Source organism: Pseudomonas sp. F9001 (assembly GCF_013385435.1).
Classification (GTDB): Bacteria; Pseudomonadota; Gammaproteobacteria; order Pseudomonadales; family Pseudomonadaceae; genus Aquipseudomonas.
In genome coordinates, this window is sequence record NZ_JACAPX010000008.1 from 134,130 (window position 1) to 159,534 (window position 25,405).

Below are 25,405 nucleotides of genomic sequence, written 5' to 3' on the forward strand. Positions count from 1 at the left end.
CCTTAAGGCAATTTCAGGAAGGCCCCAAGGGTATGCCTCGTGCTGCAAGGCGTCCAGTCAAGCGAACGTCCGGCGGCGCCAGCAGTCAATCGCCTACACGGATGGAGAATTTTCCTATGAAACGTCGCTACAGTTGGCCGCTCTGGACCCTCGTCGGGGTCGTGGTACTGCTGGTCGTCCTGGATATCGCCCTGCCCTATCTGGTGCGCAATTACCTGAATGACAAACTCGCCGACATGGGCGATTACCGCGGCCAGGTCACCGATGTCGACCTCGCACTGTGGCGCGGCGCCTATCGGATCAACGGCCTGCAGATCGTCAAGGTCGACGGCAAGGTGCCGGTACCGTTCGTCAAGGCGCCGGTGATCGACCTGTCGGTCAGCTGGCATTCGCTGTGGTACGACCACGCGGTGGTGGCCGAGGCACAGTTCATCAAGCCGGAGCTGAACTTCGTCGACGGCGGCACCAACAAACAGGCGTCCCAGACCGGTCAGGGCACCGACTGGCGGGCCCAACTGAGCAAACTGTTGCCGATCACCCTCAATGAGGTGCGCATCAACGACGGCAAGATCGCGTTCCATAACTTCAGTTCGAAACCGCCGGTCAATATGTACGCGACCCAGGTCAACGCCAGCTTCTACAACCTGACCAACGTGGTGGATGTCAAAGGCCAGCGCGACGCGCGCTTCGACGGCAAGGCGCTGTTCCTGGGCCAGGCACCGCTGGAAGCCACCGCCACGTTCGACCCCTTGAGCAATTTCGAAAACTTCGAATTCCGCTTCCGGGCCCGGGATATCGAACTCAAGCGCATGAATGACTTCGCCTCGGCCTACGGCAAGTTCGACTTCAATGCCGGCAACGGCGACCTGGTGGTTGAAGCCCAGGCCGAAAAAGGCCAGTTGACCGGCTACATCAAGCCTTTGCTGCGCAATGTCGAAGTGTTCAACTGGCAGCAGGATGTCGAGAACAAGGACAAGGGCATCTTTCGGTCGATCTGGGAGGCGGTGGTTGGCGTCAGCGAAACCGTGCTGAAGAACCAGCAGAAAAACCAGTTCGCCACCCGCGTGGAGCTCAGCGGCAACGTGCACCAGCAAGATATCAGCGCGTTCCAGGCGTTTTTGCAGATTTTGCGCAATGGTTTTGTCCAGGCCTTCAACGCCCGCTATGAACAACCCAAGCCCTCGACAGATTGATCTTCAACGTGACTGCCCATTCAGAGACTGAATAGCCCGTCTGCGTTCACAGTCGCCGGGGCTGCGCGGTATAGTCGGGCCAAGCTGATTACTCGCCCGCTTCGGTCCTGCACCGTTCGGCGTCACGTTCGAGGATTGATAGATGAAGTTCGAAGGCACCCAGGCCTACGTTGCCACCGATGACCTGAAACTGGCCGTCAACGCCGCCATCACATTGGAGCGGCCACTGCTGGTCAAGGGCGAACCGGGCACCGGCAAGACCATGCTCGCCGAGCAACTGGCCGAATCCTTTGGCGCCAAGCTGATCACCTGGCACATCAAGTCCACCACCAAGGCGCACCAGGGCCTGTACGAGTACGACGCGGTGAGCCGCCTGCGGGACTCGCAGCTGGGCGTGGACAAGGTGCACGACGTACGCAACTACCTGAAAAAGGGCAAGCTCTGGGAAGCCTTCGAGTCCGAGGAGCGGGTCATCCTGCTGATCGACGAAATCGACAAGGCCGACATCGAGTTCCCCAACGACCTGCTGCAAGAACTCGACAAGATGGAGTTCTACGTCTACGAAATCGACGAGACCATCAAGGCCAAGAAGCGCCCGATCATCATCATTACCTCCAACAACGAAAAAGAGCTGCCGGACGCGTTCCTGCGCCGCTGCTTCTTCCACTACATCGCCTTCCCGGACCGCACCACCCTGCAAAAGATCGTCGACGTACACTACCCGGACATCAAGAAAGACCTGGTCAGCGAAGCCCTCGACGTATTCTTTGACGTGCGCAAAGTACCGGGCCTGAAGAAAAAACCGTCCACCTCCGAACTGGTGGACTGGCTGAAACTGCTGATGGCCGACAACATCGGCGAAGCGGTACTGCGCGAGCGCGACCCCACCAAGGCCATCCCGCCCCTGGCCGGTGCCCTGGTGAAGAACGAGCAGGACGTGCAGTTGCTGGAACGCCTGGCGTTCATGAGCCGTCGCGGTAACCGATAAGGGCGATTGCCATGCTGCTCAACCTGTTCAATGAAATGCGTGCAGCCAAGGTGCCGGTGTCGGTGCGTGAGCTGCTGGACCTGATCAACGCGCTGAAACAGCGCGTGACCTTCGCCGACATGGACGAGTTCTACTACCTGGCCCGGGCGATCCTGGTGAAGGACGAACGGCATTTCGACAAGTTCGACCGGGCCTTCGGCGCCTACTTCAATGGCCTGGAAAAACTCGATGATCACCTGCAGGCGCTGATCCCCGAAGACTGGCTGCGCAAGGAATTCGAACGCTCGCTGACCGACGAAGAGCGCGCACAGATCCAGTCCCTCGGCGGCCTCGACAAGCTGATCGAAGAATTCAAGAAACGTCTGGAAGAACAGAAGGAACGCCACGCCGGCGGCAACAAGTGGATCGGCACCGGCGGTACCAGCCCCTTCGGCTCCGGCGGCTTCAACCCCGAAGGCATTCGCGTGGGGGATGCCGGCAAGCGCCAGGGCAAGGCGGTCAAGGTCTGGGACCAGCGCGAGTACAAGAACCTCGATGATTCGGTGGAACTGGGCACGCGCAACATCAAGATCGCCCTGCGCCGCCTGCGCAAGTTCGCACGCCAGGGTGCGGCGGAAGAGCTCGACATCGACGGCACCATCGACCATACGGCCCGCGATGCCGGGCTGCTGAATATCCAGATGCGCCCGGAGCGGCGCAACACCATCAAGCTGTTGCTGCTGTTCGACATCGGCGGCTCGATGGATGCCCATGTGAAGACTTGCGAAGAGTTGTTCTCGGCGTGCAAGACCGAGTTCAAGCACCTGGAGTATTTCTACTTCCACAACTTCATTTATGAATCGGTGTGGAAGAACAACATGCGCCGGGGCTCGGAACGCACCTCGACCCAGGATTTGCTGCACAAGTACGGTGCCGACTACAAAGTGATCTTTATCGGCGATGCGGCCATGGCGCCGTATGAAATCACCCAGGCCGGCGGCAGCGTCGAGCACTGGAATGAAGAGCCCGGGTATGTGTGGATGCAGCGGTTCATGGAGAAGTACAAGAAGCTGATCTGGATTAATCCGTACCCGAAAGATACCTGGGGCTATACGGCGTCCACCGGGATTGTCCGGGATTTGATCGAAGACCAGATGTTTCCGTTGACGTTGCGTGGGCTTGAGGAAGGGATGCGCTTTTTGTCGAAGTAACCTGTTCCCCAGACAACCACCATCAAATGTGGGAGCGGGCTTGCTCGCGAAAGCGCAGTGTCAGTCACCGAATATATTGGCTGATACACCGCCTTCGCGAGCAAGCCCGCTCCCACATTTTGTCCTGCGGCGATCTTTAGTTTCTGGCAAGGTACTGCAAATACTCCACTTGCTGGCGATGCGCCGTTTCCTGCACCACCGGCGCCAACCTCACCTTCTCCCCCGGCAAGCACTGCGCCAGCCGCGCCAACGCCAATGGCGTCAACGCGCCCAATCGTGGGTAGCCGCCAATGGTCTGCCGGTCATTGAGCAACACAATCGGCTGCCCGTCCGGCGGCACCTGGATCGCCCCCAGCGGGATGCCTTCCGAGATCAGCGACGGCCCCTGATACTCCAGCGGCGTGCCAAGCAAGCGCATGCCCATGCGGTCGGCACGGCTGTCGAGGGTCCACTCGCTGTTGAACACATCAAACAGACTCTGCCCGCCAAACTGGCCGATCTGCGCCCCGAGGATCACCTCCAGTGGCGCCTTGGAATCCAGCTTCGACAATTGCCCGGCGGACAACACCTGCATCGCACCGCCCACGCCCGAATAGGTCAATTGCGCACCTTCGGCCAGTGACCGGCCAAAGCCATCCAGCCCGCCCAGTTCTTCACGTCCCACCGTGGCGCAGCTGCCCAGCACCTGCGGCGCATCAAACCCGCCCGGCGCTGCCAGGTAAGCCCGCGCACCGCTGAAAGGCTGGGTAAAACGCAAGCGCTGGCCCTTTTGCAGAATAAAGCTGCGCCCCGGGCTGATCGCGCGCTCGTCGACATACGCGCCCAAGTCCGCCCCGGCCAGCGCCAGCAGGCAATAGGCCTCGGCCTGCACGGTGAAGCCACCCAAGGTGATTTCCACCACCGGCGCATCCAGGGCATTGCCCAGCAACCAATTGGCCCACGACATCGACACCCAATCCAGCGCGCCGCCCTGGGTCACGCCCAAGTGCCTTACGCCAAAACGTCCAGCGTCCTGCAACAGGCACAGCGGGGTGCTGGCCTCGATCAACAAGCGGCTCATGCCTGGGCCTCCAACGGTGTGTCATCGCCACCCAGGTTGATGAATTCGCGATGGCTGACCGCTTCGTAACGCACGGTGTCCCCCGGCTGCATCAGACTGTAGCCGTCGCGTTCGCGGTCAAACAACTTGGCCGGTGTGCGGCCGATCAGGTTCCAGCCACCTGGCGAGACCACCGGATAAGCCGCCGTCTGCCGCTCGGCGATGCCCACGCTGCCCGCCGCCACCCGCTTGCGCGGGGTGTTGAGCCGCGGTGTCGCGAGCTGTTCATCCACCAGCCCCATAAAGGCAAACCCCGGGGCGAAGCCCAAGGCGAATACCTGGTACTCATGCTGGCTGTGACGGCGAATCACCTCCTCCACTGCCAGGCCACTGCGCTGCGCCAGCAACGCCAACTCCGGGCCGACACTCAGGTCATACCAGACCGGCAACACATGGCATCGCCCGCTGCCCTTGGGTTCGGGCTGCAATTCCTTGAGCGCCTGGTCGATCAACGCCCGTGCCTGGCCAGGGTCCAGCGCCAGCAGGTCGTAGTGCACCATCAGGGTCGTGTAGGACGGCACCAGGTCCACCAGCGCCGGGCCAAAACCTTCGCGCAAACGGCGGGTGGCGGCGAGCATCCAGGGCATGTTGTCTTCGGCGATCACCTCAAACAGGCGCACCATCAGGCAGTCGATGGCCACCACTTCAATCCGTGGCTTCATGCTGGGGTCAACGCCTCGCGGATGCGCTGCACGGCAGCCACTGAGCTGGTGTTATCGCCATGCACGCACAAGGTATTGGCTTGCAGGTGCAACGGACTGCCATCACTGGCGACCAACTGTTCTCCCCGGGCGATGATCAAGGCCTGCTGGATGATCTTTTCCGGGTCATGATGCACCGCGCCCGGCAACTGGCGGGAGACCAGATGGCCGGCGCTGTCGTAGGCACGGTCGGCAAAGGCTTCGAACCACAGGGTCACGCCATATTCGTCACCCAGGGCCTGGGCGGCGCTGTTGTCGCGGGTGGCCATCAGCATCAATGGCAGGCTGGCGTCGTAGGCCGCCACGGCCTGGATCACCGCACGCAATTGCGCAGGCTTGGCCATCATGTCGTTGTACATCGCGCCATGGGGTTTGACGTAGCTGACCCGCCCGCCCTGGGCCCGGCAAATACCGTCGAGGGCGCCGACCTGGTAGTGCAACAGGTCCTGGATTTCCTGCGGGGTGTAGGCCATGGAGCGGCGGCCGAAACCCTGCAGGTCCTGGTACGCCGGGTGCGCGCCCACCTGAACGCCATGCTCGAAGGCCAGGCTGACGGTCTTGCGCATGATGCTCGGGTCGCCGGCGTGGAAACCGCAGGCTACGTTGGCGCAATCAATGAACGGCATGACTTCGGCGTCCAGACCCAAGGTCCAGTTGCCAAAGCTTTCGCCGATGTCGCAGTTCAATAGCAGGCGGCTCACGGTAGGGCTCCTGTAGGCTTTATTTTTTTGTAGTGTGGGATCTTTTACCAAGATCTCGCAACGATGTTGTCCCGAGCCCCAACGACGCTTATCGTGAGACAGCTCGATTTTTGGCGGTTGCGGCACGCTGCGTCCAACTAATAAAAAACAATCCATGCATAAGAAAAGTTGATCCCATGAATTTGAAGTTCCTCGAAACCTTCGTCTGGGTGGCCAAGCTCAAGAGCTTTCGCCTCACGGCAGAGAAGCTGTTCACCACCCAGGCCTCGATCTCCAGCCGCATCGCCGTGCTGGAAAGCGAGTTGGGGGTGAAGCTGTTCCTGCGCGATTCCCGAGGTGTGAGCCTGACGCCGGAAGGCTTGAAGGTGCTCGATTATGCCGAGCAGATGATGGCGACCATGCAAGGGCTCAAGCAGTCCCTGGAAACCACCAGCAGCAAGGTCGGGCGTATCCGCATCGGAGTGATGGACACGGTGATCCACACCTGGCTGAGCGCGCTGGTGGCAGAACTGACGGACAACTTTCCGCGGGTAGAAATCGAGTTGGTCGCCGATACCGCGCTGAACCTCAGCGATCAGTTGCAAAAAGGCTTTCTCGACCTGATCCTGCAAACCGACCTGCTGCGCCAGGAAACCTTGCGCAGCCTGGAACTGGCCAGCCACCCCATGGGCTGGATCGTCGCCAGCCACTCGATCTACAACCGCGACTACGCGTCCCTCGCCGAACTGGCCCAGGAGCGCATCATCACCTACTCGAAAAACTCCTGTCCGCACCAGGACGTGCTCAGCCTGATGCAGGCTAACGGCGTATCCGCCCCACGGATGAACTGTGTGAACTCGGTGTCAGCGATCACCCGCCTGCTGCGGGACGGGTTCGGGGTTGGTGCGTTCCCGCCCGTATTGGTCAGTGAAGAGCTGGCACGAGGTGAATTGACCATGCTGCCCATGGAACAACGGCCACCGAACCTGCAGGTGGTGGTGTCGTGGCGAGTGGGCGTGGAGTTGGTGGAGGAGATTGTGGCGCTGTGCCAGAGCGTGGTGCAGCAGTATGCGCAGAAGGTGGGCGAGGACTTGATGGTGTTGAGCAAACCCATGCCACTGAAGGAACCGATTTAAAACTGTGGGAGCGGGCTTGCTCGCGAATGCGGTGTGCCAGCCACCCAATATGTCACTGACGCACCGCATTCGCGAGCAAGCCCGCTCCCACAATTTGACCGCGTCAGCCTTTAAAGCCCCTTGAGGTCCCGCTCTTCAATCGGTCGGCTCTGGCGCAGGCGCTTGCCGCCCAACACCACCCAGTCGATCAGGCGGAACAGGCACTCGATGCCGAACGACAACAACATCGCCCCGCCCAGGCCCCAGCCCATGGCTTCCGGGGTCAGCAACAGCATGTAGCTGTAGCCGTTCCAGGTTTCCTGGCGAATCGCCGGGTCGGCGGCCACCGCCACTTGCAGCGCGCGGATGTACCACGGGCCCTGCATCGCCTGGAACTGCTTATCCAGCGCTACCTGGCGGTCGAGCAAGGTGCCCAGGCTGTTGGCATCGCTGCGAAACACCGGGTCGTCACTGGCACGGTAATGGGCCACCAGCGCCTGCAAGTCACCGTTGAAGAACTGTTGCGCCGTGGCATCGAAGCCGCGCAAGCCGGTCTGGGCTTCGATCAAGTGGGCTTCGACGCGCTTGGCGTAGTCGCTGATAAACCCCGGCACCTGCACACCGACCAACAGACCCACGGCAAACAACACCAGTCGCAAATAGCTGAGCAACATATTCGACGTCCTTATTCCGTTTTACCTTGGCTGACACATTCGCCGCGTCGCCACAGGCTCCACTGGCCCGGTTCGTAGCGGGTCCAGGTCTCGTTTTCGGTCAGGGGTTCGGTGGCAATTACCGTCACCACGTCATTGGGAGTGGTTTCGGCCTGAAAATCGACGATCACGTCGACATCTTTCAACCGTGCAGGGCCAAATGGCGCACGCCGGGTGATCTGTGCCAGTTTGGTCGAGCAATAGCAGAACAGCCAGTCACCGTCGCTGAGCAGGCAGTTGAACACGCCCTTGCTGCGGTATTCGCTGCAGGCGGCGATCAGGTCCGGCAGCACCTGTTCGATGTCCACCGGTTCCGGGAACGCTTCACGGACTCGGTTGAGCAAATCGCAGAACGCCGCTTCGCTGTCGGTATCGCCCACCGGGCGGTAGAACGTGGCGCGGGGGTTGAAGTCCGCCAGTTGACCGTTATGGGCAAAGCACCAGTTGCGGCCCCACAGTTCACGGACGAACGGATGGGTATTGGACAGGCACACCTTGCCCACATTGGCCTGGCGGATATGGCCAATCACCACTTCACTCTTGATGGGATAACGCTGCACCAGCAGCGCGACTTCCGATTCGCTGCTGGCCGCCGGGTCCTGGAACAACCGCAGGCCACGGCCCTCGTAGAAGGCGATGCCCCAACCGTCGCGGTGGGGCCCGGTACGTCCGCCGCGCTGCATCAGCCCGGTGAAGCTGAAGACGATATCGGTCGGTACGTTGGCACTCATGCCCAATAATTCACACATGCCAGGCTTCTCGATACAGGGCGTACAACGTTAAAGGCGCGGTTCGACCCGCATACCGCTGACAGGTGCCGGGCGACCGTAACGCTCATCGGCGAAGGGTTCGTCGTCATCCTCCGGCTCGGCGGCAGCGGCTGCCGCAGCGGCGGCCTTCTGCTCACGACGAACCCTGGCGGCACGCTCGATGGGCCAGCGGATCAGCACGAACACCAGGTACACGCCGAACGCGATCATGCAATACATGAACAGATCGGAAATCGCCCGCCAGGCGTTGTTGCCGACCTTGAGCACCAGGTCCAGGGCGGTGATGGCCACGGCCGGGGCGAACTGGGTCTTCACCGGGTCGACGATGGTCGGGCTGAACAGCAGCACCGCCACCAGCAACCGCAGCGGCTCGCGCAGCCAGCGCCACATCCAGCGGGTCATGGCAAACCACACCAACAGGCAACCCAGGGCTGCGAAGGCGTAGAGGCCCCAAGCGATCAGATAGTCGTTCTCGGTCATGGTGTCCATGGCAAGGTAGGCAAACAGGCCGCTATGATAACGGCTTTTCAGTGCCGAGGCTGCAATGCCGTCGGCCAACCGCCAGACAGAGAGTGATCCATGCCCCCATCGACCCACATCACTGCCGCCCCGATCGCCCGCAAGGCCCCAGGCACCGACCCGTATGCCTGGCTGCAAGCGCGTGACAGCGCCGAGGTGCTCGATTACCTCAAGGCGGAAAATGCCTGGCAAGAAGCACAATTGTCCGACCAGCAGGCGCTGCGCGAGACCCTGTTCGAGGAGATCAAGGGCCGCATTCTCGAAACCGACCTGTCCCTGCCCTCGCCCTGGGGCCCGTACCTGTATTACACCCGCACCACCGCCGGCGACGAATACGCCCGCCACTACCGCTGCCCGCGCCCGGCGGACGACAGCCAACAGGTCGACGAAAGCGCGGAAGAGCTGCTGCTGGATCCGAACGTACTGGCCAATGGCGGCTTTTTCTCCCTCGGCGCCTTCAGCATCAGCCCGGACCACCAGCGCCTGGCCTACAGCCTGGATACCAGCGGCGAAGAGATCTACACCCTCTACGTGAAGGAATTGGCCACCGGCAAGGTCAGCGAACTGGAGTTTGAAGACTGCGATGGCAGCATGACCTGGGCCAACGACAGCCTGACCCTGTTCTTCACCGAACTGGACGACACCCATCGCCCGCACAAGCTGTACCGCTATCGCCTGGACGGCACTGCCGCCGAAGAAGTGTTCCACGAGCCTGACGGACGTTTCTTCCTGCACTGCTACCGCTCCAGCTCCGAGCGTCAGTTGCTGCTGGCCCTGGGCAGCAAGACCACCAGCGAGATCTGGGCCCTGGACGCCGAAAAGCCGCAGCAGGCGTTTACCTGCATGGCGCCACGGGTCGAAGGCCATGAATATGACGTCGACCACGGCAAGCTGGACGACCAGTGGACCTGGTTTATCCGCAGCAACCGCGACGGCATCAACTTTGCGCTGTTCCAGGCGGCCGACACCGGCAGTGTGCCGACCCAGGACGACTGGCTGAACCTGATCCCCCACGACGACGCGGTAATGCTCGATGGCGTAAGCCTCAATGCCCGGGCCATGACCCTGAGCCTGCGGATCGGCGGCCTGCCGATCATCGAAGTGCACCCACAGGGGCAAGCCGCTTATCGCGTGGAGTTACCGGACGCGGCCTACAGCCTCTATGTGCAAAACAGCCTGGAATTTGCCAGCGACAAGATCCGTCTGCGCTATGAGGCGCTGAACCGCCCGGCCCAGGTTCGTCAGCTGGAACTGGCCGGCGGCGCACAACAAGTGCTCAAGGAAACCCCGGTGCTGGGCGTGTTCAACGCCGACGACTACGTCAGCCAACGCCTGTGGGCAACGTCGGCCGATGGCACTCAGGTGCCGATCAGTCTTGTCGTCCGACGCGACCAGTTGGGTAAGCCGACGCCCCTGTATCTGTACGGCTACGGCGCCTACGGCCACAGCCTCGACCCGTGGTTCTCCCACGCCCGCCTGAGCCTGCTGGACCGTGGCGTGGCCTTCGCCATTGCCCATGTACGCGGCGGCGGCGAACTGGGTGAGGCCTGGTATCGCGGCGGCAAGCAGGAGCACAAGCAAAACACCTTCAGCGACTTTATCGCCTGCGCCGAACACTTGATCGCCCAGGGCCTGACCACCTCCAAGCAACTGGCCATCAGCGGCGGCAGCGCCGGCGGCCTGTTGATCGGCGCGGTGCTCAATCAACGCCCGGAGCTGTTCCAGGCGGCGATTGCCGAAGTGCCGTTCGTCGATGTGCTCAACACCATGCTCGACCCCGAGTTGCCGCTGACCATCACCGAGTACGACGAATGGGGCAACCCGCAGGAGCCCGAGGTGTATGAGCGGATCAAGGCGTACGCACCGTACGAAAACGTCAGCGCCCAGGCCTATCCGGCCACGCTGGTGATCGCCGGCTACAACGACAGCCGCGTACAGTATTGGGAAGCGGCGAAGTGGGTGGCCAAGCTGCGCGACACCAGGACCGACGACAACCTGTTGCTGCTCAAGACCGAGCTGGGCGCCGGCCACGGCGGCATGAGTGGGCGTTACCAGGGATTACGTGACGTAGCACTCGAATATGCATTTGTTTTCAAGGCGCTGGGGCTGATTTAAGGAACTCCGCCTGGCGGGCCGGTCTGAACACTTGACCGCCGGGCGCGCCCTGCACGATTTATGGACAAAGACTGTAAGCCTCATGCCAGAACCGACCTTACTCAATAACGAAATCCGCGACATGCTGATGGATTGCGGCCTGTTCGACCCGTTGCTGCCGGAAGACTTCCACGTAGCGGCGGGCTATTTCAACATCAGCAGCATCGCCCGCGATGAGGTGATTTTCCTCGAGGGCGACGCGGGCACCTTCATGTGCATCATTCACTCAGGCCAGGTGGCGGTGCAGAAGACCAACCATGCAGGCCAGCGCCTGACTATCGCCACCTTGCGCAGCGGGCGGACCTTTGGCGAGATGGCTGTGCTGGACGGCGAGCGCCGCTCCGCCAGCTGTGTGGCGGCCAGCGATTGCGTGCTGTTGAACCTGGGCAAGGATTCCCTGGAAAAGATGCTCAACGATGCACCGAAAATCGCGGCCAAGATCATTCGTGCGATTGCTATCGCCCTGTCCAGGCGCCTGCGCATGGCGGACGGGCAATTGCTGTCCCAGCAGTTTTAGCCGCCTGGGGTCTTGGGCTTGATGTCGTTTTGCTGCAAGCCGGGGATCGTCTGGTCCTTCGGCGGCGCGGGCAGCACGATCGGCGCCAACAATGGCTCACCGCTGCCGGCCGCCTTTGGCGTTGCCGGTGGCGTGACTTGCGGGTAAGGCGTGGGCGTTGCAGTACCCGGTGAACCCGCCGTGGGCGCGGGGGTAATCGGCACGGTTTGCGACTCCTGAGCCTGGGCCACACCGCCAAGGGCGAGCGCGCTCCACACAATGACCGTTAGAATGCTGCACTTCATCGATGGCTCCATGGCCTGACCGTAAAGTCGTAAGGCTACTCCCAACCGCGCAAGAATGCCCTTCCCAATGAGATTTCCATGAAACGTTTCGTTCTGCTGGACACCACTCCGATCCCCGACAACGGCGGTGCCTTGTGCCTGTTCGAGTACGGTGAGGATTTTGTCATCAAGATTCAGGGCGGTGACGGTGGCCAGTTGATGAACACGCGCATGCACGGTTCCGAGGATGCGCTGGCGGAGATTCCGTGCCGCAAAGTCGCCGGTCGGCCCGGCTCCAGGGTGTTGATTGGCGGCCTGGGCATGGGCTTCACCCTGGCGGCAGCGCTCAAGCATTTGGGCAAGACTGCCGAAGTGGTGGTTGCCGAGCTGGTGCCCGGCGTGGTCGAGTGGAATCGTGGCCCTCTGGGGGAAAAGTCCGGCCGCCCGCTGCTGGACCCGCGCACCGTGATCCGTCTGGAAGACGTGGCCAAGGTGCTGCAGGCCGAGCCCCAGGGGTTTGACGCAATCATGCTGGACGTCGACAACGGCCCCGAAGGCCTGACGCAAAAAGCCAACAGCTGGCTGTATTCCGCCGGTGGCCTAAGCGCCTGCGCCAAGGCGCTACGGCCCAAGGGCGTGCTGGCGGTGTGGTCGGCCAGCGCCGACAAGCAGTTCAGCGACAAACTGCGCAAGGCCGGCTTCAAGGCCGAGGAAGTGCAAGTGTTTGCCCATGGCAACAAGGGCACGCGGCATACCATCTGGATTGCCGAGAAACTCAAGGGCTGAAACAGCCGCCTGAATTCACTGCGCGGGTCGTAGGTCAGATCGACCGGCGCAGTCGATTCAAATGCCTCAAGCCTTCCAGCACCAACACCACCACCGCCAGCCAGATCGGCAGGTAGGTCATCCATTGGCCCGGTTTGAGAGCGTCTCCCAGCATCAGCGACACGGCCACCAGCAGCACCGGTTCCGCGTAACTGAGCAAACCGAACAGGCTGAACGGCAACAGCCGGCTGGCCAGGATGTAGGAATAACCCGCCGCCGCGCTGACCAACCCCATGAGTGGCACCAGCCAATAGAGCGCCGGGCGCTGCGCCAGGGTCTCGTTGATGGGCTCACTACCGAGGACGAACCACAGCGCGACCGGAATCATCAGCATCATGTCCAGCCACAGCCCGCCGAGGTTGTCGGTGCCACAACGCCTGCGCACTACGAAATACAGCGGATAACCGACGCACACCACCAGGGTGGTCCAGGAGAACCCGCCCGTGCGATACAGCTCGTTGGCCACGCCCACCGCCGCCAGCGCAGCGGCAATTTTTTGCAGATGGGAAAGGCGTTCGCCGTAAACGATGCGCCCGGTGATGACCATGGTCAGCGGTAACAGGAAATAGCCCAGCGACACATCCAGGCCGTGGCCATTGAGGGGCGCCCACATGAAGATCCACAACTGCACACCCACCAGGGCACTGGTGAGCACGACACAGGGCAGCAACGCGGGTTTCTCCCGCAGACGCTTGTAGATCAACGGCACCCACTTCCAATCCCCGGACAGGCACAGCAGCAACGTCATGAAGGGCAAGGAGATGAGCATTCGCCAGCCAAATATCTGCTGGCCATTCAAGGGTTCAAGAAGGGAGGTAAAGAAATACAGCACACCAAACAGGAAGGAAGCGGAAACCGCCAGAACAACGCCTTTAGACACAACAGCCTCTACAAAAAATTGCATGTATTCAATTGAAGCAGGCCGTTGCATTCACGCAGTGTGAATGTCAGTGAGATGAACATCAGAAGTTTATTAACGGGCACCATAAACTTACAACTTGCACAGGACACCTATCCCGAATCTTCAAGTTATAACAACAGGGTAACGCGTCGATCTTTTATTATTTGCACGACGATCATCAGACACTTCAACCACCCGACTTCGGTTATTGGAAGCAGTACGCTCTGGATGAGCGCTTCTGATTTGAAACGCCACAACGTCAACCACAGGGGTTGATATCGTGAAAGGAAAGCCCGGCTTGCGGGAAACTGACAGTCGCCAGGAAAGACCTGACGTATTGACTACCTGACGCCACCACAGAACACACTAACGGCAGTAGGCCAAGAGGCGCCACATTAAACAAAATGGCAAAGTTAGTCCAACACTTTATCACCCTGAAGCCAATTAAATGCCCCACGGCATTTAAATCGATATTTGCCGGATCTTTACTGTATATTAAGCCGTTATACGCCCGACAGAAACAGTACAAGGCCGCCCCTGCCGGTTCGTCACTTAGTTACTTCTACTGTCGATAACGTAGGGCACTTTCTTCTTGAACGTATCGTTCAGTTCTTTGCGGTCAAGTGACGTGAAGCCGCCCAACTGCCGGGCGCTGAAGCCGCTGTCCCCTACCGGTGCCTCGGGCGCCAGGCTGACCATGCGCTTGGCTACCGCCTCGATTGCCTTTTCATACCCGCCTTGCTTGTTCAGGTTGAACGCGCCGAGGTCAATCTGCGTGCGCAACCATCCTCCCCAGTAAAACTCCAGGAATTCCGGCACCACCTCACCAGAGGTCGGCTTGCCGTAGGACGCCTTGCGGGAGAAGTAAACCAGGCTGCGGAACATATCGTCGCCGAGGTCCTTGAAGCCCAGGTGTGCCGGAATTTGCTCAGGCGTGATGGTCTTGCCCTGGCCGTCCTTGAGCCAGACCTTGCGGCCCTGCTCCATGCGTTTCCAGAAAGTCGCCAGGTCGGGACTGTCGCTGAAGTTATCGGTGACCCGCACCCACATCTTCAGTTTGGCGCCGGCACCTGGCTGCTCCCACAAGGTACTGAACGAGTGGTGGCCGTCAGTGAGGTACAACTGGCCAGCGGGGCCGACCACCACGGTTTTCATGTCCGCCACGTGAGCGCCCACCGGGTCTTTGCAGGTGAAGCTGCCTGGCTTATGCAGATCGGCATCTTCAGGCACCTTGTCGACACCGCCCTGGCCGTTGGTTTCACAATATTCGTCGAACACTTTTTTGGGCGACTCGGCAAATACCCCCAGCTTGTAATGAATCTGATCAAAACCGATGACGGCCTGGGTCGGGTGGAGCTGCTCCAGCGCCACATTGATCACCTGGCCTGGCTGGGGCGTGGAAAACGCCTGGACCTGAACACTGACGGCGCACAACAGCAGCGCCCACAACCATGAATGCATCCGCATGAGTACCGCTCCTTATGATTCAGTATCGTCGATACTACAAACAATCCCCCTCACCGGTATGACCGCGCCTGAAAAAGCCGGAGGTTTATTAGCCCGCAAGCAGCTAGAATCAACGCTATCCGTGATCCACTAAAAGACAGGAGCCATGATGAGCTCGACCAACCCGCCCTCCCACACCGCCAAGCTGGACCGCATCCTCGCCGATGCCCAGCGCGACCGGGAAATGGGCTACCGCGACAAAGCCCTGAAGATGTACCCCCACGTGTGTGGCCGCTGCGCCCGTGAATTCGCCGGCAAGCGCCTGAGCGAACTGACCGTGCACCACCGCAACCACAACCATGACGACAACCCCCAGGACGGCTCCAACTGGGAGTTGCTGTGCCTGTATTGCCACGACAACGAACACTCGCGTTATACCGACCAGCAGTATTTCGGCGAAGGCTCCACCAGCAGCCCGACGATCGCCAAGGCGACGCACAACCCGTTTGCGGCGTTGGCCGGGTTGATGAAGAAAGACGACTGAGTATCTTCGCTGAATGTGACGGCCTCATCGCGGGCAAGCCCGGCTCCCACAAGGGATTGCATTCCAAATGTGGGAGCCGGGCTTGCCCGCGATAGCGATCGCCCAAGCAATGCATTAGCCCGAGGCCGTATAATCGCGGTTTTTCTCGAAGGCACCCTCTCCCGTGGGCAATAAACGCTACAGCTGCATCGGTCTGTACAACCCCAAATCCCCCGAAAACGTCGGCTCGGTGATGCGCGCCGCCGGCTGCTACGGCGTGGCCTCGGTGTTCTACACCGGCAAGCGCTATGAGCGGGCCCGGGACTTCATTACCGACACCAAGAAGGTCCACCACGACATTCCGCTGATCGGTATCGACGACCTGAAAAAGATCCTGCCCCTGGGCTGCATCCCCGTCGCCGTCGAGCTGGTGGAAGGCGCCCGCCCTCTCCCCGAATACACCCATCCGGACCGTGCGCTGTATATCTTCGGCCCGGAAGACGGCTCCCTCGACAAAGAGATTCGCGACTGGTGTGAAGACGTGATCTACATCCCGACCACCGGTTGCATGAACCTCGCCGCCACCGTCAACGTGGTGCTTTACGACCGTCTGGCCAAGGGCAACAACACCCGTTCGGGCCCCAAATACTGATTTTTTGGGAACATCCGCGGCCTGTGTGCAGTCAGCTGCATATCAATCAGCCCTTGTTGGAGACAGATCATGAGCGACAGCAAAACCCTGCGACCCGTTATCCGGTCCACCCCGTTCGAGCCCCAACCCACGCAAAACGTCCAGGGCTGGGAACGCATCGGCTCCCTGGCTGGCGGTGTGGTGATGATGGGCAAAGGCCTGCGCCGTGGCGGCTTTTTCGGTTTGATCCAGGTGGCGATTGGCGGCGTAGCGCTGGCACGCGGGATCAGCGGGCATAGCTCGGCGAAAGAGTTGCTGGAGCGCAGCCGCCAGGAAATGAACAGCGTGCGAACCAAGATCGAACGCGCCGGTGAGGAACTGAAAAACCTCAAGACCAAGGCTGAAGTGGCGGCTGAAAACGCCAGCAAAACTGTGGGTTAACACCGATCAAATGTGGGAGCGGGCTTGCTCGCGAAAGCGGAGTGTCAGTCACTGACTGTGTTTCTGATACACCGCTTTCGCGAGCAAGCCCGCTCCCACCTTGGTTTCAGTGCAGCAGTTTGGTATCGAGTACTACCGACGACTCGCCAATAATGCTCTCCCCCAGCTGCACAAATTCCTTGGTGCTGATGCTGTTCAGACGCATCACCGCCTGGGTCAAATCATCCAGCGAACGCTTGTTGTGGGTTTTCACACGAATCTCGCGGTCCAGCTCCTGCAACAACACCACCGCTCGTGAGACGGTCGCGCTATTGGCGTGCTCGACCCGCAAGGTGGTCACGTCCTTGCCGTCATTGGCCAGCCGGGCCTGCAGGGCGGCATAACGATCGTCGCTGATCCCCCCTGCGCGGCGCATCAGCTCAATGGCGTAGTACTGCGCCAAGCCCTCGCTGATCCAATCGCTGCCCTGGTGGTCGTTGAAGCGGCCGATAGCCTGCACCACTTCACGGATCAACGGGCTGCTGCCGTTCTCGCTGACCAACGGCGTACGGCTGTTGAGGTAAATCGAGTCCCGCGCCGAATACGCACCGCGCCTCATCGGGTCACTGGCGCCCACCACCAGCAATTTCGCCGGGTGCCGTGGGAATGCCGCTTGCACTTGCGGCCAGACAAACGTCAGCAAGGTCAGCACATCCATGCGATGCATGCCTTGCCCTTTGGGCGACGCCACGGTGATTTCGGTTTCCCCCAGGCGCATCCTGCGACTGCCCAGCGTACCCGCGAGCATCCAGCCGGTGGGCCGGTCAAACAGGCGGGAAACGTTATCGATGCGGAATTTGTTCTTGCCGATGCGCGGCCAGGACGTCTCGACGCTTTTCCAGCCGGCTGGCAGTTCAAACACCAGACGCGACTCCAGTTCAATGCCGTCCTGTTGATCCAGACGTGCAGTGGGCACCAGGTCCTCGCCGCGAAACAGCGCCCAACTCGGGGTCATCCGCGCTTCATAGACGCCTTTCTTGCGCGCGTGGGTGAGGCGTACACGGTAGGTCAGGCTGGCCTTGTCGGCACTCGGTTGCCACAGGCCGCGGCTGTCACCCGGGGTATTGCCCGGCAACACTTGCCACTGGCCATCGGCCTTGAAGTCGCTGTAGTCGCCGTCGCGGCCCAGGTCGAAGTTGAGGCTGCGCACCGCCGAGCCTTGGGACAGGCTCAGGCGCACTTCTGCCTGATCACTTTGGGGCAACAGCTTGACGTGATAGTCCAGGTCAACTTTCTTCGCCGCCCACGCCGGCGCACTCAATACCAACAACAGCAGGCTCGCCGCCAGCCTGGCTCCAACCGTCATACACACTCCTTCTCAGCCTGCACGAAAAATCAGGTAATCCTCCCAGTCATCCTCGGGCACGCTGCCTTCGCTGAGCATGCGCCCGGACTGGGAAATGCGTTCCTGGTGCACAGCGTCGCGATCGCCGCAGACCAGGTGGTGCCACAGCGGCAAGTCCTTGCGCTCGCTGACCAGCCGGTAACCGCAGGTGGGCGGCAGCCATTTGAACTGGTCGGCCTGGCCCGGAGTGAGCTGGATGCAATCGGGCACCGAGGCGCGACGGTTGGGGTAATCGGTGCACTGGCAGGTTTTCAGGTCCAGCAGTTTGCAGGCGATGCGCGTGTAGTAGACGCTGTTGTCGTCTTCATCCTCGAGCTTTTGCAGGCAGCACAGGCCGCAGCCGTCGCACAACGACTCCCACTCATCCTGGTCGAGTTGTTCGAGGGTTTTGCGGATCCAGAAAGGTTCGACTTTGGCGGCCATGGCTCTACATCAATATCGGTATGTTAAAAGGCCGCCAGTCTAGTGCCCATGGCCCCCGGGGCCAAGCGCTTACGACTGTCGGTAGAACAAGACTTGTCAGCCACCCGGCGGCGAAGTAGTTTTGAACCCCGGTTTTTCATCAGGATCAGCCCAATGAGCAGCAACCCACGCGTCGCCGACTATCCGATCCACCCACAATTCACCGACCGCTGGTCGCCGCGCGCCTTCACCGGCGAAAGCATCCCGGTGGACACCCTGTTGAGCTTCTTCGAAGCCGCGCGCTGGTCACCTTCGGCCTACAACTCGCAGCCATGGCGTTTTCTCTATGCGCGCCGCGACACGCCGAACTGGGAACGTTTCCTGGGCCTGCTGAACGAATTCAACCGTGGCTGGGCGCAGCATGCCTCGGCCCTGGTGATCGTCGCGTCGAAGACGACCTTTGCCGTGCCTGGTGCCACCGAAGAAACCCCGGCCCTGTGGCACACCTTTGACACCGGCTCGGCCTGGGGCCACCTGGCGCTGCAAGCCAGCCTCAGCGGCTGGCACACCCACGGCATGGCCGGTTTCGACCAGGAACTGACCCGCAAGGAACTGAAGATTCCTGAAGGTTACGCCCTGCACGCTGCGGTGGCGATTGGCAAGCTCGGCGACAAATCGACCCTGGCCGACTACCTGCAAGCCCGGGAAACCCCGAGCCCGCGTCGTCCATTGAACGAGCTGGTGTCCGAAGGCGACTTCAACCACCAGGACTGAACACGCTCTGGCAGTCGTTGACGGTCACGTCAAAACCCTGCTGCTGCGATCACAGCAGGGTACACCCGCCACAAGTGCAGCTACGCCTTGGCGATCAGCGCGTAATAGGCCCTGCGCAGCTCGTCTCGATCACGCTTGTACATATTGGCGAGAAACGGTGTCATGTCTTCAAGACCGTTTGCGTTCAAGTCCACTGGATAGATTTTATTATCCCTCGCTGAATACAGGAAATTACTTAACTGCAGATCGTTGTGGTAGAGATTTTTCTGTTCCATGCGCCGAAATGTGTCATCCAGTAAAAGCCTGGCCTCTGGGGGCAAACTTCCCCTTGCCAGGGTATTTACATCCACCCCGTCCAGCTTGCCCATTTTCAAATAACGGCGACCATTTTCAAATATCGTGGTTGCAAAGCCGTCACCGTAATAGCTGTTCAGGCACAGGGTCTCGTTATCGACAAAGTCGTCGGCAGAAGTCATGGATGAAGGGCCATAGTCCTTATAGACACTTTTCCCGTCGAGACTGTCGTAGATCGTCCCCTCACCGCCCCCGCCAATTTCCGGCCCCAGGTCTGATGCCACAGAAGGCGGGTTACCGCCGCGTGCCCCCAGGCGCTGCCATTGGTCCCCCTGAAGGTGCTGCACCAGCAGCGGCGTTTGCCGGTTGTTGTGATAAATCTGCGCCTGTACGGCACCGTCGGCGGTGCGAGTCACTTGCCGCACTTCGTAGACCGCAGTGTTGCCGGCAGTATCGGTATGGCGGATGTGGGACAAGTGACCGTCCGCCGCCACATAGATCCCCTGACTGTTGCGCGCAAGCCCGGCTATTTTCGATTCGGCCACGCTGTAGTCGCCAAGCAACCGGTTGTTCAGGGCGCTGCCCGGCTCGGCAGGCGTGGTGATGATCGCCCCATCCATCGCACTCGTTTTTGCGGTGAAGCCTTCAAGAGGGCTGCCGTAAGGCCGCATCCTGTCCACATCAAACGCATACCATCGACCGTTCTGGAGTACCGCGCCTCCATCAACGCTTTGCCCGGCGACCTTGAAGGTACCCGTCGCTGCTGCGTCATAGTGTTTACTGGCAGCCTTCAACAGGTCATAGCTGCCGCTCGCGCCCCTGAGCTTGTTGACCACCTCTGCACCCGTGGCGCGTACAAAGTTGGCGCCTTTGCCCAGCAACCGGGCACCGCCCGCGACCAGTTCGCTGAAGCCATCCAATGGGTTGAATGCTTGAATGGCAGCCACACCGATGACTTTTGCCACTTGAATGGCCTTGGCGGCGGCGCTCGCGACCTTGGCCCCCGCCTTCGTGACTTTCGCCGCCACACCCGCGCCCGCCGTGACAAAACCAAAGACATCCAGCGCCAGGTCACTGGCCCCTTCCAGGTGGTTGCCCCTGGAAAAATTCACGATGGCTGACCTGAGCGGAATCAGGTCAAGAAAAAAGTGGGTGACGTTCCACTCGGTTGCCATTTGTTTATCGAACGAGGTGACCCCCCGGGCATAGGTTTTTATGTCATCACTGTCGAGATCAAGATGCTCAACAAAGGCATCGGCAATGTGCTGGGTTCGCGCACTGGAAAAACTGAGGGGCGGCGTTGACAAGCCGTCCTGGCTCTTTTGGCCAAGGGCAGCCTCGCTCACGGTCTTGGGCTTGAAGGGCTCCGTCTTGAACTCCTTGTTGGCCTGCCGCTCGCGTTTTGTTGTTAACTCCGAGGCCGGCACCGACTTGATTGCACCTGCGTTCAAATCAATTTCATAAACAGTGTTGCCATTCCTTCCGGTGGCCTTGACCCACAGTTTGTTTTCCGCGCCCTGCCGTTTTTTAGAGGTGAAGTCGAGGCCCAGTTCATAAGTGTTTTTCTGAAAAAACTCGAGCTTTGCAAACTCCAGGTTTTCCCGGTCAACCAAGGGCAGTGTTGCGACAAGGTGCTTGATGACGCTGCGAACCCCTTGCTGGCGAGAAGTGATTGCTTGTTCAAATTCTTCGTTGAAGATTTTGTTCACGCTGAAATCCAGGCTCTTGCCTTTGATTGCCTCGGCAATGCTCGGGTCCCTGGTTTCCCATGGGTATTGGCCAAGTCCGCTCATGGCGATGTCCAACAACGAGAAAAGCCCGCCGGGCGCCCGGTTCGGATCATAAAGTGGTTGGGCTGACGGTTGTTTCGAGTCAACGACCTTCAGTCGTTTCTCTTCAAAAGGTACGTGTTCGCCAAACCGCTCCTTCAAATGAGCCAACGCAATGTCTTTACGGCTTGGAATCTCGGCTTCCAACAAACCGGTAGCCGCAAGCGTCGACTTCAGTTGTGCGTTGAATGCCGTCCTTGCACGGTCTATCTCATCGTCGCTGTAATGATCACCTGGCTGGCATGTGACGATCCCGTTGACCACGGCCCAGTCCACCAATGCCGCCTTTTGTGCATGTTCGGCGGCGGCTCGATTCGTCAGGATCGCGTTTTCCGCGCTGGACATGACTTGGGCAAAGGTCATGTGCGCCACCTTTCCGGGGAACTGCGCCTCTATGGCCGCCGCTGCGACCGCGAGGCTTACCCAGGCAGGGCTGCCGTAGGTCACGCGGTCGGGGATGTCCTTGATCAAAAACTCGGGCGCCTTTCGTGCCAGTAACAAATAGGCGCCGGCCTTGGCCATCTCGGGACTGGTCTTGTGATTTTCGTGCAGGTAAGTGCTCAGGCGCTCGAGTACTGTCGAAGCCGGCTTGCCCCAATGGGCCTGTTGCGCGAGGTCGAAACCTGCCACACGGTTTCGGTGCGGCGCCGTAATGGACTCGGGATCCAGCAGCAGGTGGATTGCGCTCAGTGCGTATTCGTTCACGCTGGCATCGGTGGCGACGCCCCCGAGCTGATCCCGGATGGCTTGCCCCAGTGCCTGCCCGCGGGTGGAGCTGACGAGGGTTTCGAGTGCCTTGGCAGGATCAGCCAATGCCTCGCCCGACAACGGCTGGTTCGCGTTCAGATATTCCAGTACACCCACGCTTGCGCCGATGTGTGGTGCATTGGGGTTCTGGCTGCCATGGTCGGTAGCCGCCGCCAGTACCCTGCGCTGTTCAGCGGCGCTCATGGGAACAGGCCAGGACAACCCGCCGCCAAAATTGCCGAGCGGATGCTCCAGTGCCCTGTCAATCACCGCATGGGCATGACCGGTCAGCTGAAAATGATTGGTGGGCAACCCCAAGCCGATACTTCCGAGAAAGGTCTCTACCGTCGCCGCTTTACCCGCCTGGGTCGGGTAGGACGAGTCGGGGTGTATTTGCATCGGTGTCGTTTGCAGCGCGGCCAGCACCGCTTGAGGGCTGGCATTCACGCCAAGACGGCTGGCGATTTCGTTGAGCTTCTGGCCCAGTGTCCGCAGATTCTCGCGGTCGCCCAACGCCGCGGTGAGACCGGATTGCCGGGGGACTGGGGCGAGGGCCAGCGTATCGCGATCGGCCGTAGCACCCAGAGCAGAGGGCAATAGAGGGAGCGCCGCCGGCTCGGTAGAAAGCAGGGAAAGTTGCGGAGTTACCCGTGGAGGGAGAGACACAGTGCCAGCATTCAACATGAGAATGTACCCATCTGGAGAGGGGTACGAGCCTCACATACGGCCTGCGAAACGAACATCTGATTAGTGTTTGCAGAAATTTGTAAGCGCCCGGCAACACGCGTTGCCGAGCCTTCGCGCTGTCAGTAACCGCGCTCGAAACTCACTTCGCCGCGCAACGTTTCCTGCGCCTGGTACGCGCGCAAATTCTCGACAAATAATTGCACCATCATCCCCGGCGAAGTCGGCGCCGAGCTGTGGCCGGTCAACAGCAAGCCCCAGGCGGTCCAGAACGGATGGCGCTGGGGCAATGGTTCCTGACGGCAAACGTCAATCACCGCGCCGGCCAGATGGCCTTCCTTCAACGCTTCCACCAGGTCCGCATCGACCACCGCCACACCGCGCCCGACGTTGATGAACAACCCGGTCGGCTTGAACTGCTTGAACAGCGCCGCATTGTACAAATCGTGGGTGTTCGGCGTGTTGGGCAGCAGGTTGACCACGTAGTCCACCTCACCCACCAGGCGCGGCAACGCGTCGAGCCCGGCAACTTCGACAAACGGCGCCTGCTCACGGGCCTCACTGGCAATGCCGTACAGCTCAACGCCAAACGGCTGCAGGAATTGCGCAACGCTGCGGCCGATATCACCGGTACCGACGATCAGCACTTTGCGCCCCGCCAGGCTCTGGCCCATGCGGTTATCCCACTTGCGCTCGACCTGGCTGACCAGCCGCGCCAGCACTTCACGCTCATGGCCAAGCATGTAAGTCAGCACGTATTCGGCCATCACCTGGCCAAAAATGCCCACGGCGCGGGTCAGGCGGTAATCCCGCGGCAGGCCGTCGGCCAGCAGCGGCGTGATGCCGGCCCAGGTGGATTGCAGCCATTGTGGCTGGTGCCCCTGGCGCAGCAAGGTGGCCAGAAGATCCGGCTGGCCCAGCCACACCGGGCAATCGGCCGCCAGGCGCGACAATTCGGCGGAGTCGCCGCTGGTCATGACCTCAAGGTCCGGCGCCGCTTCGCGCAGCAGCCGGGCGTACAGCGGGTGATCGTGTTCAGCAATCAGAACGCGCATGGTTCAAACCTTTCAAAAACACTGCAGGCGGCCGCCGGTCCAGTTCACTGTACCGTGCGGCCGCCGCCAAAAATTGAATTCCATAGATGATGTGCCCCGGACGGGGCACTGACCGATCACATCGGGTCATTGCGTCGCAGCAGCTCTTCGGGCAAGTGTTCGATGTACTCGTCCTCGGCCGGCGGCATTTGCAGGTGGTAACCCTGCTTTTCGAGGTTCTCCAGAACCACGGTGATGTCCTCGCGGGACAGCTTGCGCTCCGGGCTCAGCACCAGGTCGAAGGCGTGGTGCGGCTTGCCGAAGGCGGCCAGCAGACTTTCCGGCACGCGCTCCAGTGCATCGCTTTTCAGCACGTAGAGGTACATCTCGTTTCGTTTGAGGCTGCGATAGATAGAGCAAATACGTTTCAAGGCTGTTCTCCGGCAGTGGCCAGGCTGTCCAGCAGCGCCTGGCCCATCAGTTCGCGGCGCCAGCCACGCAGCGAATCTGGCAATTGGTAAGGCCCCTCGGGGTAGCCGCTCTTGACCAGGGCTTCAAGGGTTTTCTTGCGCAGCATCAGTTCCGGCGCCATGTCCAGGCGTTCGGCCTCGGCCTGGCCCAGGGCGCGCAGTTGCTTGATCAGCGTGGCCGCGTCCACCGGCAATGGCTCGGCAACCGCCGGTGGCCACTGGTCCATGGGCACGCTGCCGGCGCGCTTGATCAGGCCCAGCAGGAACTCGCCGTCCTGGCGCACGGTGCGCGGGTGCATGTCTTCGATCTTGCCCAGCGCGGCGAGGTTATCCGGCTGGGATTTGGCCAGGGGCCATAACGAGTGCTCACGGATGATCCGGTTGCGCGGCAGGTCACGGGCACGGGCTTGCTGTTCGCGCCAGGCGCACAGTTCGCGCAATACGGCGAGCTGGGCACGGGAGAGTTTCCAGGCGAGCTTGGCGTCGCGGTAAACCTCGTACGGGTCGACTTCGCGGCGCAGGTTGGCCACCAGTTCGGCACCGTCTTCCAGGACCCAGGCGTATTTGTCGTCGGAAAGCTTCGGGCGCAGGCGTGTGTAGACTTCTGCCAGGTGCACCGCGTCTTCGGCGGCGTAGCTGATTTGCGTCTCGGACAATGGCCGCTGCAACCAGTCGGAGCGGGTCTCGCCCTTGGGCAACTCGATATCGAGGACGGCTTGCACCAACCGCGAATAGCCCATGGAGAAACCGAGGTTCAGGTAGGCCGCCGCCAGTTGCGTGTCGAACAACGGCACCGGCAGGCTGCCGGTCAGGCGCAGCAACACTTCCAGGTCTTCGCTGCACGCGTGTACCACCTTGATCACCGCCGGGTTCTCCAGCAAGGCGGCCAGGGGTTGCCAGTTGTCGATGGTCAGGGGGTCGATCAGGTAAGCGCGCACGCCATCACCGATCTGGATCAGCCCGGCAATGGGATAAAAAGTGTCGACCCGCATGAATTCGGTGTCGAGGGCGACGAATGGCAACTGCTGCCATTCGGCGCAGTGCTGGCCGAGGCTATCGTTGTCGCAGATCCAGTGAATATCGATGGCCACACGGCTCTCCCTTGAAGAATGGCGCGC

General features: G+C 60.8%; 26 protein-coding genes. 11 read left to right on the forward strand and 15 right to left on the reverse strand.

From position 1 onward, the window contains the following. Positions 1 to 116 precede the first annotated feature (116 nt). From HX818_RS06430 to HX818_RS06440, 3 genes are all read left to right on the forward strand, one after another. Positions 117 to 1,193, forward strand: coding sequence for a DUF748 domain-containing protein (locus HX818_RS06430; protein WP_008437961.1), 1,077 nt, complete (start codon positions 117 to 119; stop codon positions 1,191 to 1,193). 142 nt (positions 1,194 to 1,335) lie between these two features. Continuing rightward, complete coding sequence (locus tag HX818_RS06435; protein WP_003210690.1) at positions 1,336 to 2,181, forward strand: MoxR family ATPase; 846 nt, start codon at positions 1,336 to 1,338, stop codon at positions 2,179 to 2,181. Between the two features lie 11 nt (positions 2,182 to 2,192). After that, complete coding sequence (locus tag HX818_RS06440) at positions 2,193 to 3,371, forward strand: VWA domain-containing protein (protein WP_003210689.1); 1,179 nt, start codon at positions 2,193 to 2,195, stop codon at positions 3,369 to 3,371. 136 nt (positions 3,372 to 3,507) lie between these two features. On the opposite strand, the gene HX818_RS06445 is transcribed toward HX818_RS06440, so the two are convergent. Genes HX818_RS06445 through HX818_RS06455 form a run of 3 tightly spaced genes read right to left on the reverse strand, consistent with a single transcriptional unit; the run spans position 3,508 to position 5,872 of the window. Continuing rightward, the gene (locus HX818_RS06445) at positions 3,508 to 4,431 is read right to left on the reverse strand and encodes a biotin-dependent carboxyltransferase family protein (RefSeq protein ID WP_177019672.1); all 924 of its coding nucleotides are present in this window, start codon (positions 4,429 to 4,431) and stop codon (positions 3,508 to 3,510) included. Next, complete coding sequence (gene pxpB / locus HX818_RS06450) at positions 4,428 to 5,132, reverse strand: 5-oxoprolinase subunit PxpB (RefSeq protein WP_003210687.1); 705 nt, start codon at positions 5,130 to 5,132, stop codon at positions 4,428 to 4,430. Before pxpB ends, HX818_RS06445 begins: the two co-directional genes overlap by 4 nt. Next, positions 5,129 to 5,872 carry a 5-oxoprolinase subunit PxpA gene (locus tag HX818_RS06455; protein WP_102368327.1) on the reverse strand — a complete coding sequence of 248 codons (744 nt, stop codon included), beginning with the start codon at positions 5,870 to 5,872 and terminating at the stop codon, positions 5,129 to 5,131. Before HX818_RS06455 ends, pxpB begins: the two co-directional genes overlap by 4 nt. Positions 5,873 to 6,048: 176 nt before the next feature. Between HX818_RS06455 and HX818_RS06460 the strand changes: the two genes are divergently transcribed. After that, positions 6,049 to 6,987: a LysR family transcriptional regulator gene (locus HX818_RS06460; RefSeq protein WP_177019673.1), complete on the forward strand. Its 939-nt coding sequence runs from the start codon at positions 6,049 to 6,051 to the stop codon at positions 6,985 to 6,987. 110 nt (positions 6,988 to 7,097) lie between these two features. Here the strand turns inward: HX818_RS06460 and HX818_RS06465 are convergent, their stop codons facing one another. Genes HX818_RS06465 through HX818_RS06475 form a run of 3 tightly spaced genes read right to left on the reverse strand, consistent with a single transcriptional unit; the run spans position 7,098 to position 9,007 of the window. Next, positions 7,098 to 7,640, reverse strand: coding sequence for a DUF2937 family protein (locus HX818_RS06465; RefSeq protein WP_003210684.1), 543 nt, complete (start codon positions 7,638 to 7,640; stop codon positions 7,098 to 7,100). A gap of 11 nt (positions 7,641 to 7,651) precedes the next feature. Continuing rightward, on the reverse strand, positions 7,652 to 8,428 hold the full coding sequence (locus tag HX818_RS06470; protein WP_003210683.1) for a class II glutamine amidotransferase: 777 nt from the start codon (positions 8,426 to 8,428) through the stop codon (positions 7,652 to 7,654). Between the two features lie 30 nt (positions 8,429 to 8,458). Continuing rightward, a complete protein-coding gene (locus HX818_RS06475) occupies positions 8,459 to 9,007 on the reverse strand; it encodes a hypothetical protein (protein ID WP_003210682.1) in 549 nt (182 codons plus the stop codon). Positions 9,008 to 9,028: 21 nt separating this feature from the next. Between HX818_RS06475 and HX818_RS06480 the strand changes: the two genes are divergently transcribed. Together HX818_RS06480 and HX818_RS06485 are read left to right on the forward strand one after the other, a co-directional pair. Beyond that, entirely contained in the window at positions 9,029 to 11,083 is a 2,055-nt protein-coding gene (locus HX818_RS06480) for a S9 family peptidase (RefSeq protein WP_008437939.1), read from the forward strand. A gap of 82 nt (positions 11,084 to 11,165) precedes the next feature. Then, on the forward strand, positions 11,166 to 11,639 hold the full coding sequence (locus tag HX818_RS06485; RefSeq protein WP_003210680.1) for a cyclic nucleotide-binding domain-containing protein: 474 nt from the start codon (positions 11,166 to 11,168) through the stop codon (positions 11,637 to 11,639). Here HX818_RS06485 and HX818_RS06490 read toward each other — a convergent pair. Then, the gene (locus tag HX818_RS06490) at positions 11,636 to 11,923 is read right to left on the reverse strand and encodes a hypothetical protein (RefSeq protein WP_003210679.1); all 288 of its coding nucleotides are present in this window, start codon (positions 11,921 to 11,923) and stop codon (positions 11,636 to 11,638) included. The two genes, HX818_RS06485 and HX818_RS06490, sit on opposite strands and share 4 nt — an antisense overlap. Before the next feature lie 78 nt (positions 11,924 to 12,001). Here HX818_RS06490 and HX818_RS06495 point away from each other — a divergent pair, with 78 nt between their 5' ends. Continuing rightward, complete coding sequence (locus HX818_RS06495; protein WP_003210678.1) at positions 12,002 to 12,688, forward strand: spermidine synthase; 687 nt, start codon at positions 12,002 to 12,004, stop codon at positions 12,686 to 12,688. Between the two features lie 34 nt (positions 12,689 to 12,722). Here the strand turns inward: HX818_RS06495 and rarD are convergent, their stop codons facing one another. Continuing rightward, positions 12,723 to 13,607 carry an EamA family transporter RarD gene (gene rarD, locus HX818_RS06500; RefSeq protein ID WP_032899734.1) on the reverse strand — a complete coding sequence of 295 codons (885 nt, stop codon included), beginning with the start codon at positions 13,605 to 13,607 and terminating at the stop codon, positions 12,723 to 12,725. A 573-nt stretch (positions 13,608 to 14,180) separates the two neighbouring features. Continuing rightward, positions 14,181 to 15,095, reverse strand: a complete 915-nt coding sequence (locus HX818_RS06505; RefSeq protein ID WP_008437929.1) for a ParB/Srx family N-terminal domain-containing protein — start codon at positions 15,093 to 15,095, stop codon at positions 14,181 to 14,183. Positions 15,096 to 15,243: 148 nt separating this feature from the next. Between HX818_RS06505 and HX818_RS06510 the strand changes: the two genes are divergently transcribed. From HX818_RS06510 to HX818_RS06520, 3 genes are all read left to right on the forward strand, one after another. Beyond that, positions 15,244 to 15,618, forward strand: coding sequence for a YajD family HNH nuclease (locus HX818_RS06510; protein WP_003210675.1), 375 nt, complete (start codon positions 15,244 to 15,246; stop codon positions 15,616 to 15,618). A 163-nt stretch (positions 15,619 to 15,781) separates the two neighbouring features. Further along, positions 15,782 to 16,249: an RNA methyltransferase gene (locus tag HX818_RS06515; RefSeq protein ID WP_003210674.1), complete on the forward strand. Its 468-nt coding sequence runs from the start codon at positions 15,782 to 15,784 to the stop codon at positions 16,247 to 16,249. A 69-nt stretch (positions 16,250 to 16,318) separates the two neighbouring features. Continuing rightward, positions 16,319 to 16,669 (forward strand): DUF2892 domain-containing protein, encoded by a 351-nt coding sequence (locus tag HX818_RS06520; RefSeq protein ID WP_003210673.1) that lies wholly within the window; start codon positions 16,319 to 16,321, stop codon positions 16,667 to 16,669. A 106-nt stretch (positions 16,670 to 16,775) separates the two neighbouring features. On the opposite strand, the gene HX818_RS06525 is transcribed toward HX818_RS06520, so the two are convergent. Both HX818_RS06525 and HX818_RS06530 read right to left on the reverse strand, forming a co-directional pair. Next, positions 16,776 to 18,014, reverse strand: a complete 1,239-nt coding sequence (locus tag HX818_RS06525) for a hypothetical protein (protein ID WP_177019674.1) — start codon at positions 18,012 to 18,014, stop codon at positions 16,776 to 16,778. A gap of 12 nt (positions 18,015 to 18,026) precedes the next feature. Beyond that, complete coding sequence (locus tag HX818_RS06530) at positions 18,027 to 18,476, reverse strand: YcgN family cysteine cluster protein (RefSeq protein ID WP_003210671.1); 450 nt, start codon at positions 18,474 to 18,476, stop codon at positions 18,027 to 18,029. Between the two features lie 153 nt (positions 18,477 to 18,629). On the opposite strand from HX818_RS06530, the gene HX818_RS06535 reads away from it, so the two are divergent. Continuing rightward, positions 18,630 to 19,229 carry a nitroreductase family protein gene (locus HX818_RS06535; RefSeq protein ID WP_008437924.1) on the forward strand — a complete coding sequence of 200 codons (600 nt, stop codon included), beginning with the start codon at positions 18,630 to 18,632 and terminating at the stop codon, positions 19,227 to 19,229. 80 nt (positions 19,230 to 19,309) lie between these two features. Here HX818_RS06535 and HX818_RS06540 read toward each other — a convergent pair whose 3' ends face one another. From HX818_RS06540 to rnd, 4 genes are all read right to left on the reverse strand, one after another. Continuing rightward, positions 19,310 to 22,783: a hypothetical protein gene (locus tag HX818_RS06540; protein ID WP_177019675.1), complete on the reverse strand. Its 3,474-nt coding sequence runs from the start codon at positions 22,781 to 22,783 to the stop codon at positions 19,310 to 19,312. Positions 22,784 to 22,905: 122 nt separating this feature from the next. Continuing rightward, the gene (locus HX818_RS06545) at positions 22,906 to 23,838 is read right to left on the reverse strand and encodes a D-2-hydroxyacid dehydrogenase (protein WP_003210668.1); all 933 of its coding nucleotides are present in this window, start codon (positions 23,836 to 23,838) and stop codon (positions 22,906 to 22,908) included. A 116-nt stretch (positions 23,839 to 23,954) separates the two neighbouring features. Then, complete coding sequence (locus HX818_RS06550; protein WP_003210667.1) at positions 23,955 to 24,248, reverse strand: YcgL domain-containing protein; 294 nt, start codon at positions 24,246 to 24,248, stop codon at positions 23,955 to 23,957. Next, complete coding sequence (gene rnd, locus HX818_RS06555; RefSeq protein WP_003210666.1) at positions 24,245 to 25,378, reverse strand: ribonuclease D; 1,134 nt, start codon at positions 25,376 to 25,378, stop codon at positions 24,245 to 24,247. The genes HX818_RS06550 and rnd overlap by 4 nt, the downstream gene beginning before the upstream one ends. Positions 25,379 to 25,405: the final 27 nt, after the last annotated feature.

What these genes read in the sequence shown, in the direction of transcription:
- HX818_RS06430 (WP_008437961.1), top strand. Translation starts at nt 117, where the DNA reads ATGAAACGTCGCTACAGTTGGCCGCTCTGGACCCTCGTCGGGGTCGTG.
- HX818_RS06435 (WP_003210690.1), top strand. Translation starts at nt 1,336, where the DNA reads ATGAAGTTCGAAGGCACCCAGGCCTACGTTGCCACCGATGACCTGAAA.
- HX818_RS06440 (WP_003210689.1), top strand. Translation starts at nt 2,193, where the DNA reads ATGCTGCTCAACCTGTTCAATGAAATGCGTGCAGCCAAGGTGCCGGTG.
- HX818_RS06445 (WP_177019672.1), bottom strand. Translation starts at nt 4,431, where the DNA reads ATGAGCCGCTTGTTGATCGAGGCCAGCACCCCGCTGTGCCTGTTGCAG.
- pxpB (WP_003210687.1), bottom strand. Translation starts at nt 5,132, where the DNA reads ATGAAGCCACGGATTGAAGTGGTGGCCATCGACTGCCTGATGGTGCGC.
- HX818_RS06460 (WP_177019673.1), top strand. Translation starts at nt 6,049, where the DNA reads ATGAATTTGAAGTTCCTCGAAACCTTCGTCTGGGTGGCCAAGCTCAAG.
- HX818_RS06465 (WP_003210684.1), bottom strand. Translation starts at nt 7,640, where the DNA reads ATGTTGCTCAGCTATTTGCGACTGGTGTTGTTTGCCGTGGGTCTGTTG.
- HX818_RS06470 (WP_003210683.1), bottom strand. Translation starts at nt 8,428, where the DNA reads ATGTGTGAATTATTGGGCATGAGTGCCAACGTACCGACCGATATCGTC.
- HX818_RS06480 (WP_008437939.1), top strand. Translation starts at nt 9,029, where the DNA reads ATGCCCCCATCGACCCACATCACTGCCGCCCCGATCGCCCGCAAGGCC.
- HX818_RS06485 (WP_003210680.1), top strand. Translation starts at nt 11,166, where the DNA reads ATGCCAGAACCGACCTTACTCAATAACGAAATCCGCGACATGCTGATG.
- HX818_RS06490 (WP_003210679.1), bottom strand. Translation starts at nt 11,923, where the DNA reads ATGAAGTGCAGCATTCTAACGGTCATTGTGTGGAGCGCGCTCGCCCTT.
- HX818_RS06495 (WP_003210678.1), top strand. Translation starts at nt 12,002, where the DNA reads ATGAAACGTTTCGTTCTGCTGGACACCACTCCGATCCCCGACAACGGC.
- HX818_RS06505 (WP_008437929.1), bottom strand. Translation starts at nt 15,095, where the DNA reads ATGCGGATGCATTCATGGTTGTGGGCGCTGCTGTTGTGCGCCGTCAGT.
- HX818_RS06510 (WP_003210675.1), top strand. Translation starts at nt 15,244, where the DNA reads ATGAGCTCGACCAACCCGCCCTCCCACACCGCCAAGCTGGACCGCATC.
- HX818_RS06520 (WP_003210673.1), top strand. Translation starts at nt 16,319, where the DNA reads ATGAGCGACAGCAAAACCCTGCGACCCGTTATCCGGTCCACCCCGTTC.
- HX818_RS06525 (WP_177019674.1), bottom strand. Translation starts at nt 18,014, where the DNA reads ATGACGGTTGGAGCCAGGCTGGCGGCGAGCCTGCTGTTGTTGGTATTG.
- HX818_RS06530 (WP_003210671.1), bottom strand. Translation starts at nt 18,476, where the DNA reads ATGGCCGCCAAAGTCGAACCTTTCTGGATCCGCAAAACCCTCGAACAA.
- HX818_RS06535 (WP_008437924.1), top strand. Translation starts at nt 18,630, where the DNA reads ATGAGCAGCAACCCACGCGTCGCCGACTATCCGATCCACCCACAATTC.
- HX818_RS06540 (WP_177019675.1), bottom strand. Translation starts at nt 22,783, where the DNA reads ATGTTGAATGCTGGCACTGTGTCTCTCCCTCCACGGGTAACTCCGCAA.
- HX818_RS06545 (WP_003210668.1), bottom strand. Translation starts at nt 23,838, where the DNA reads ATGCGCGTTCTGATTGCTGAACACGATCACCCGCTGTACGCCCGGCTG.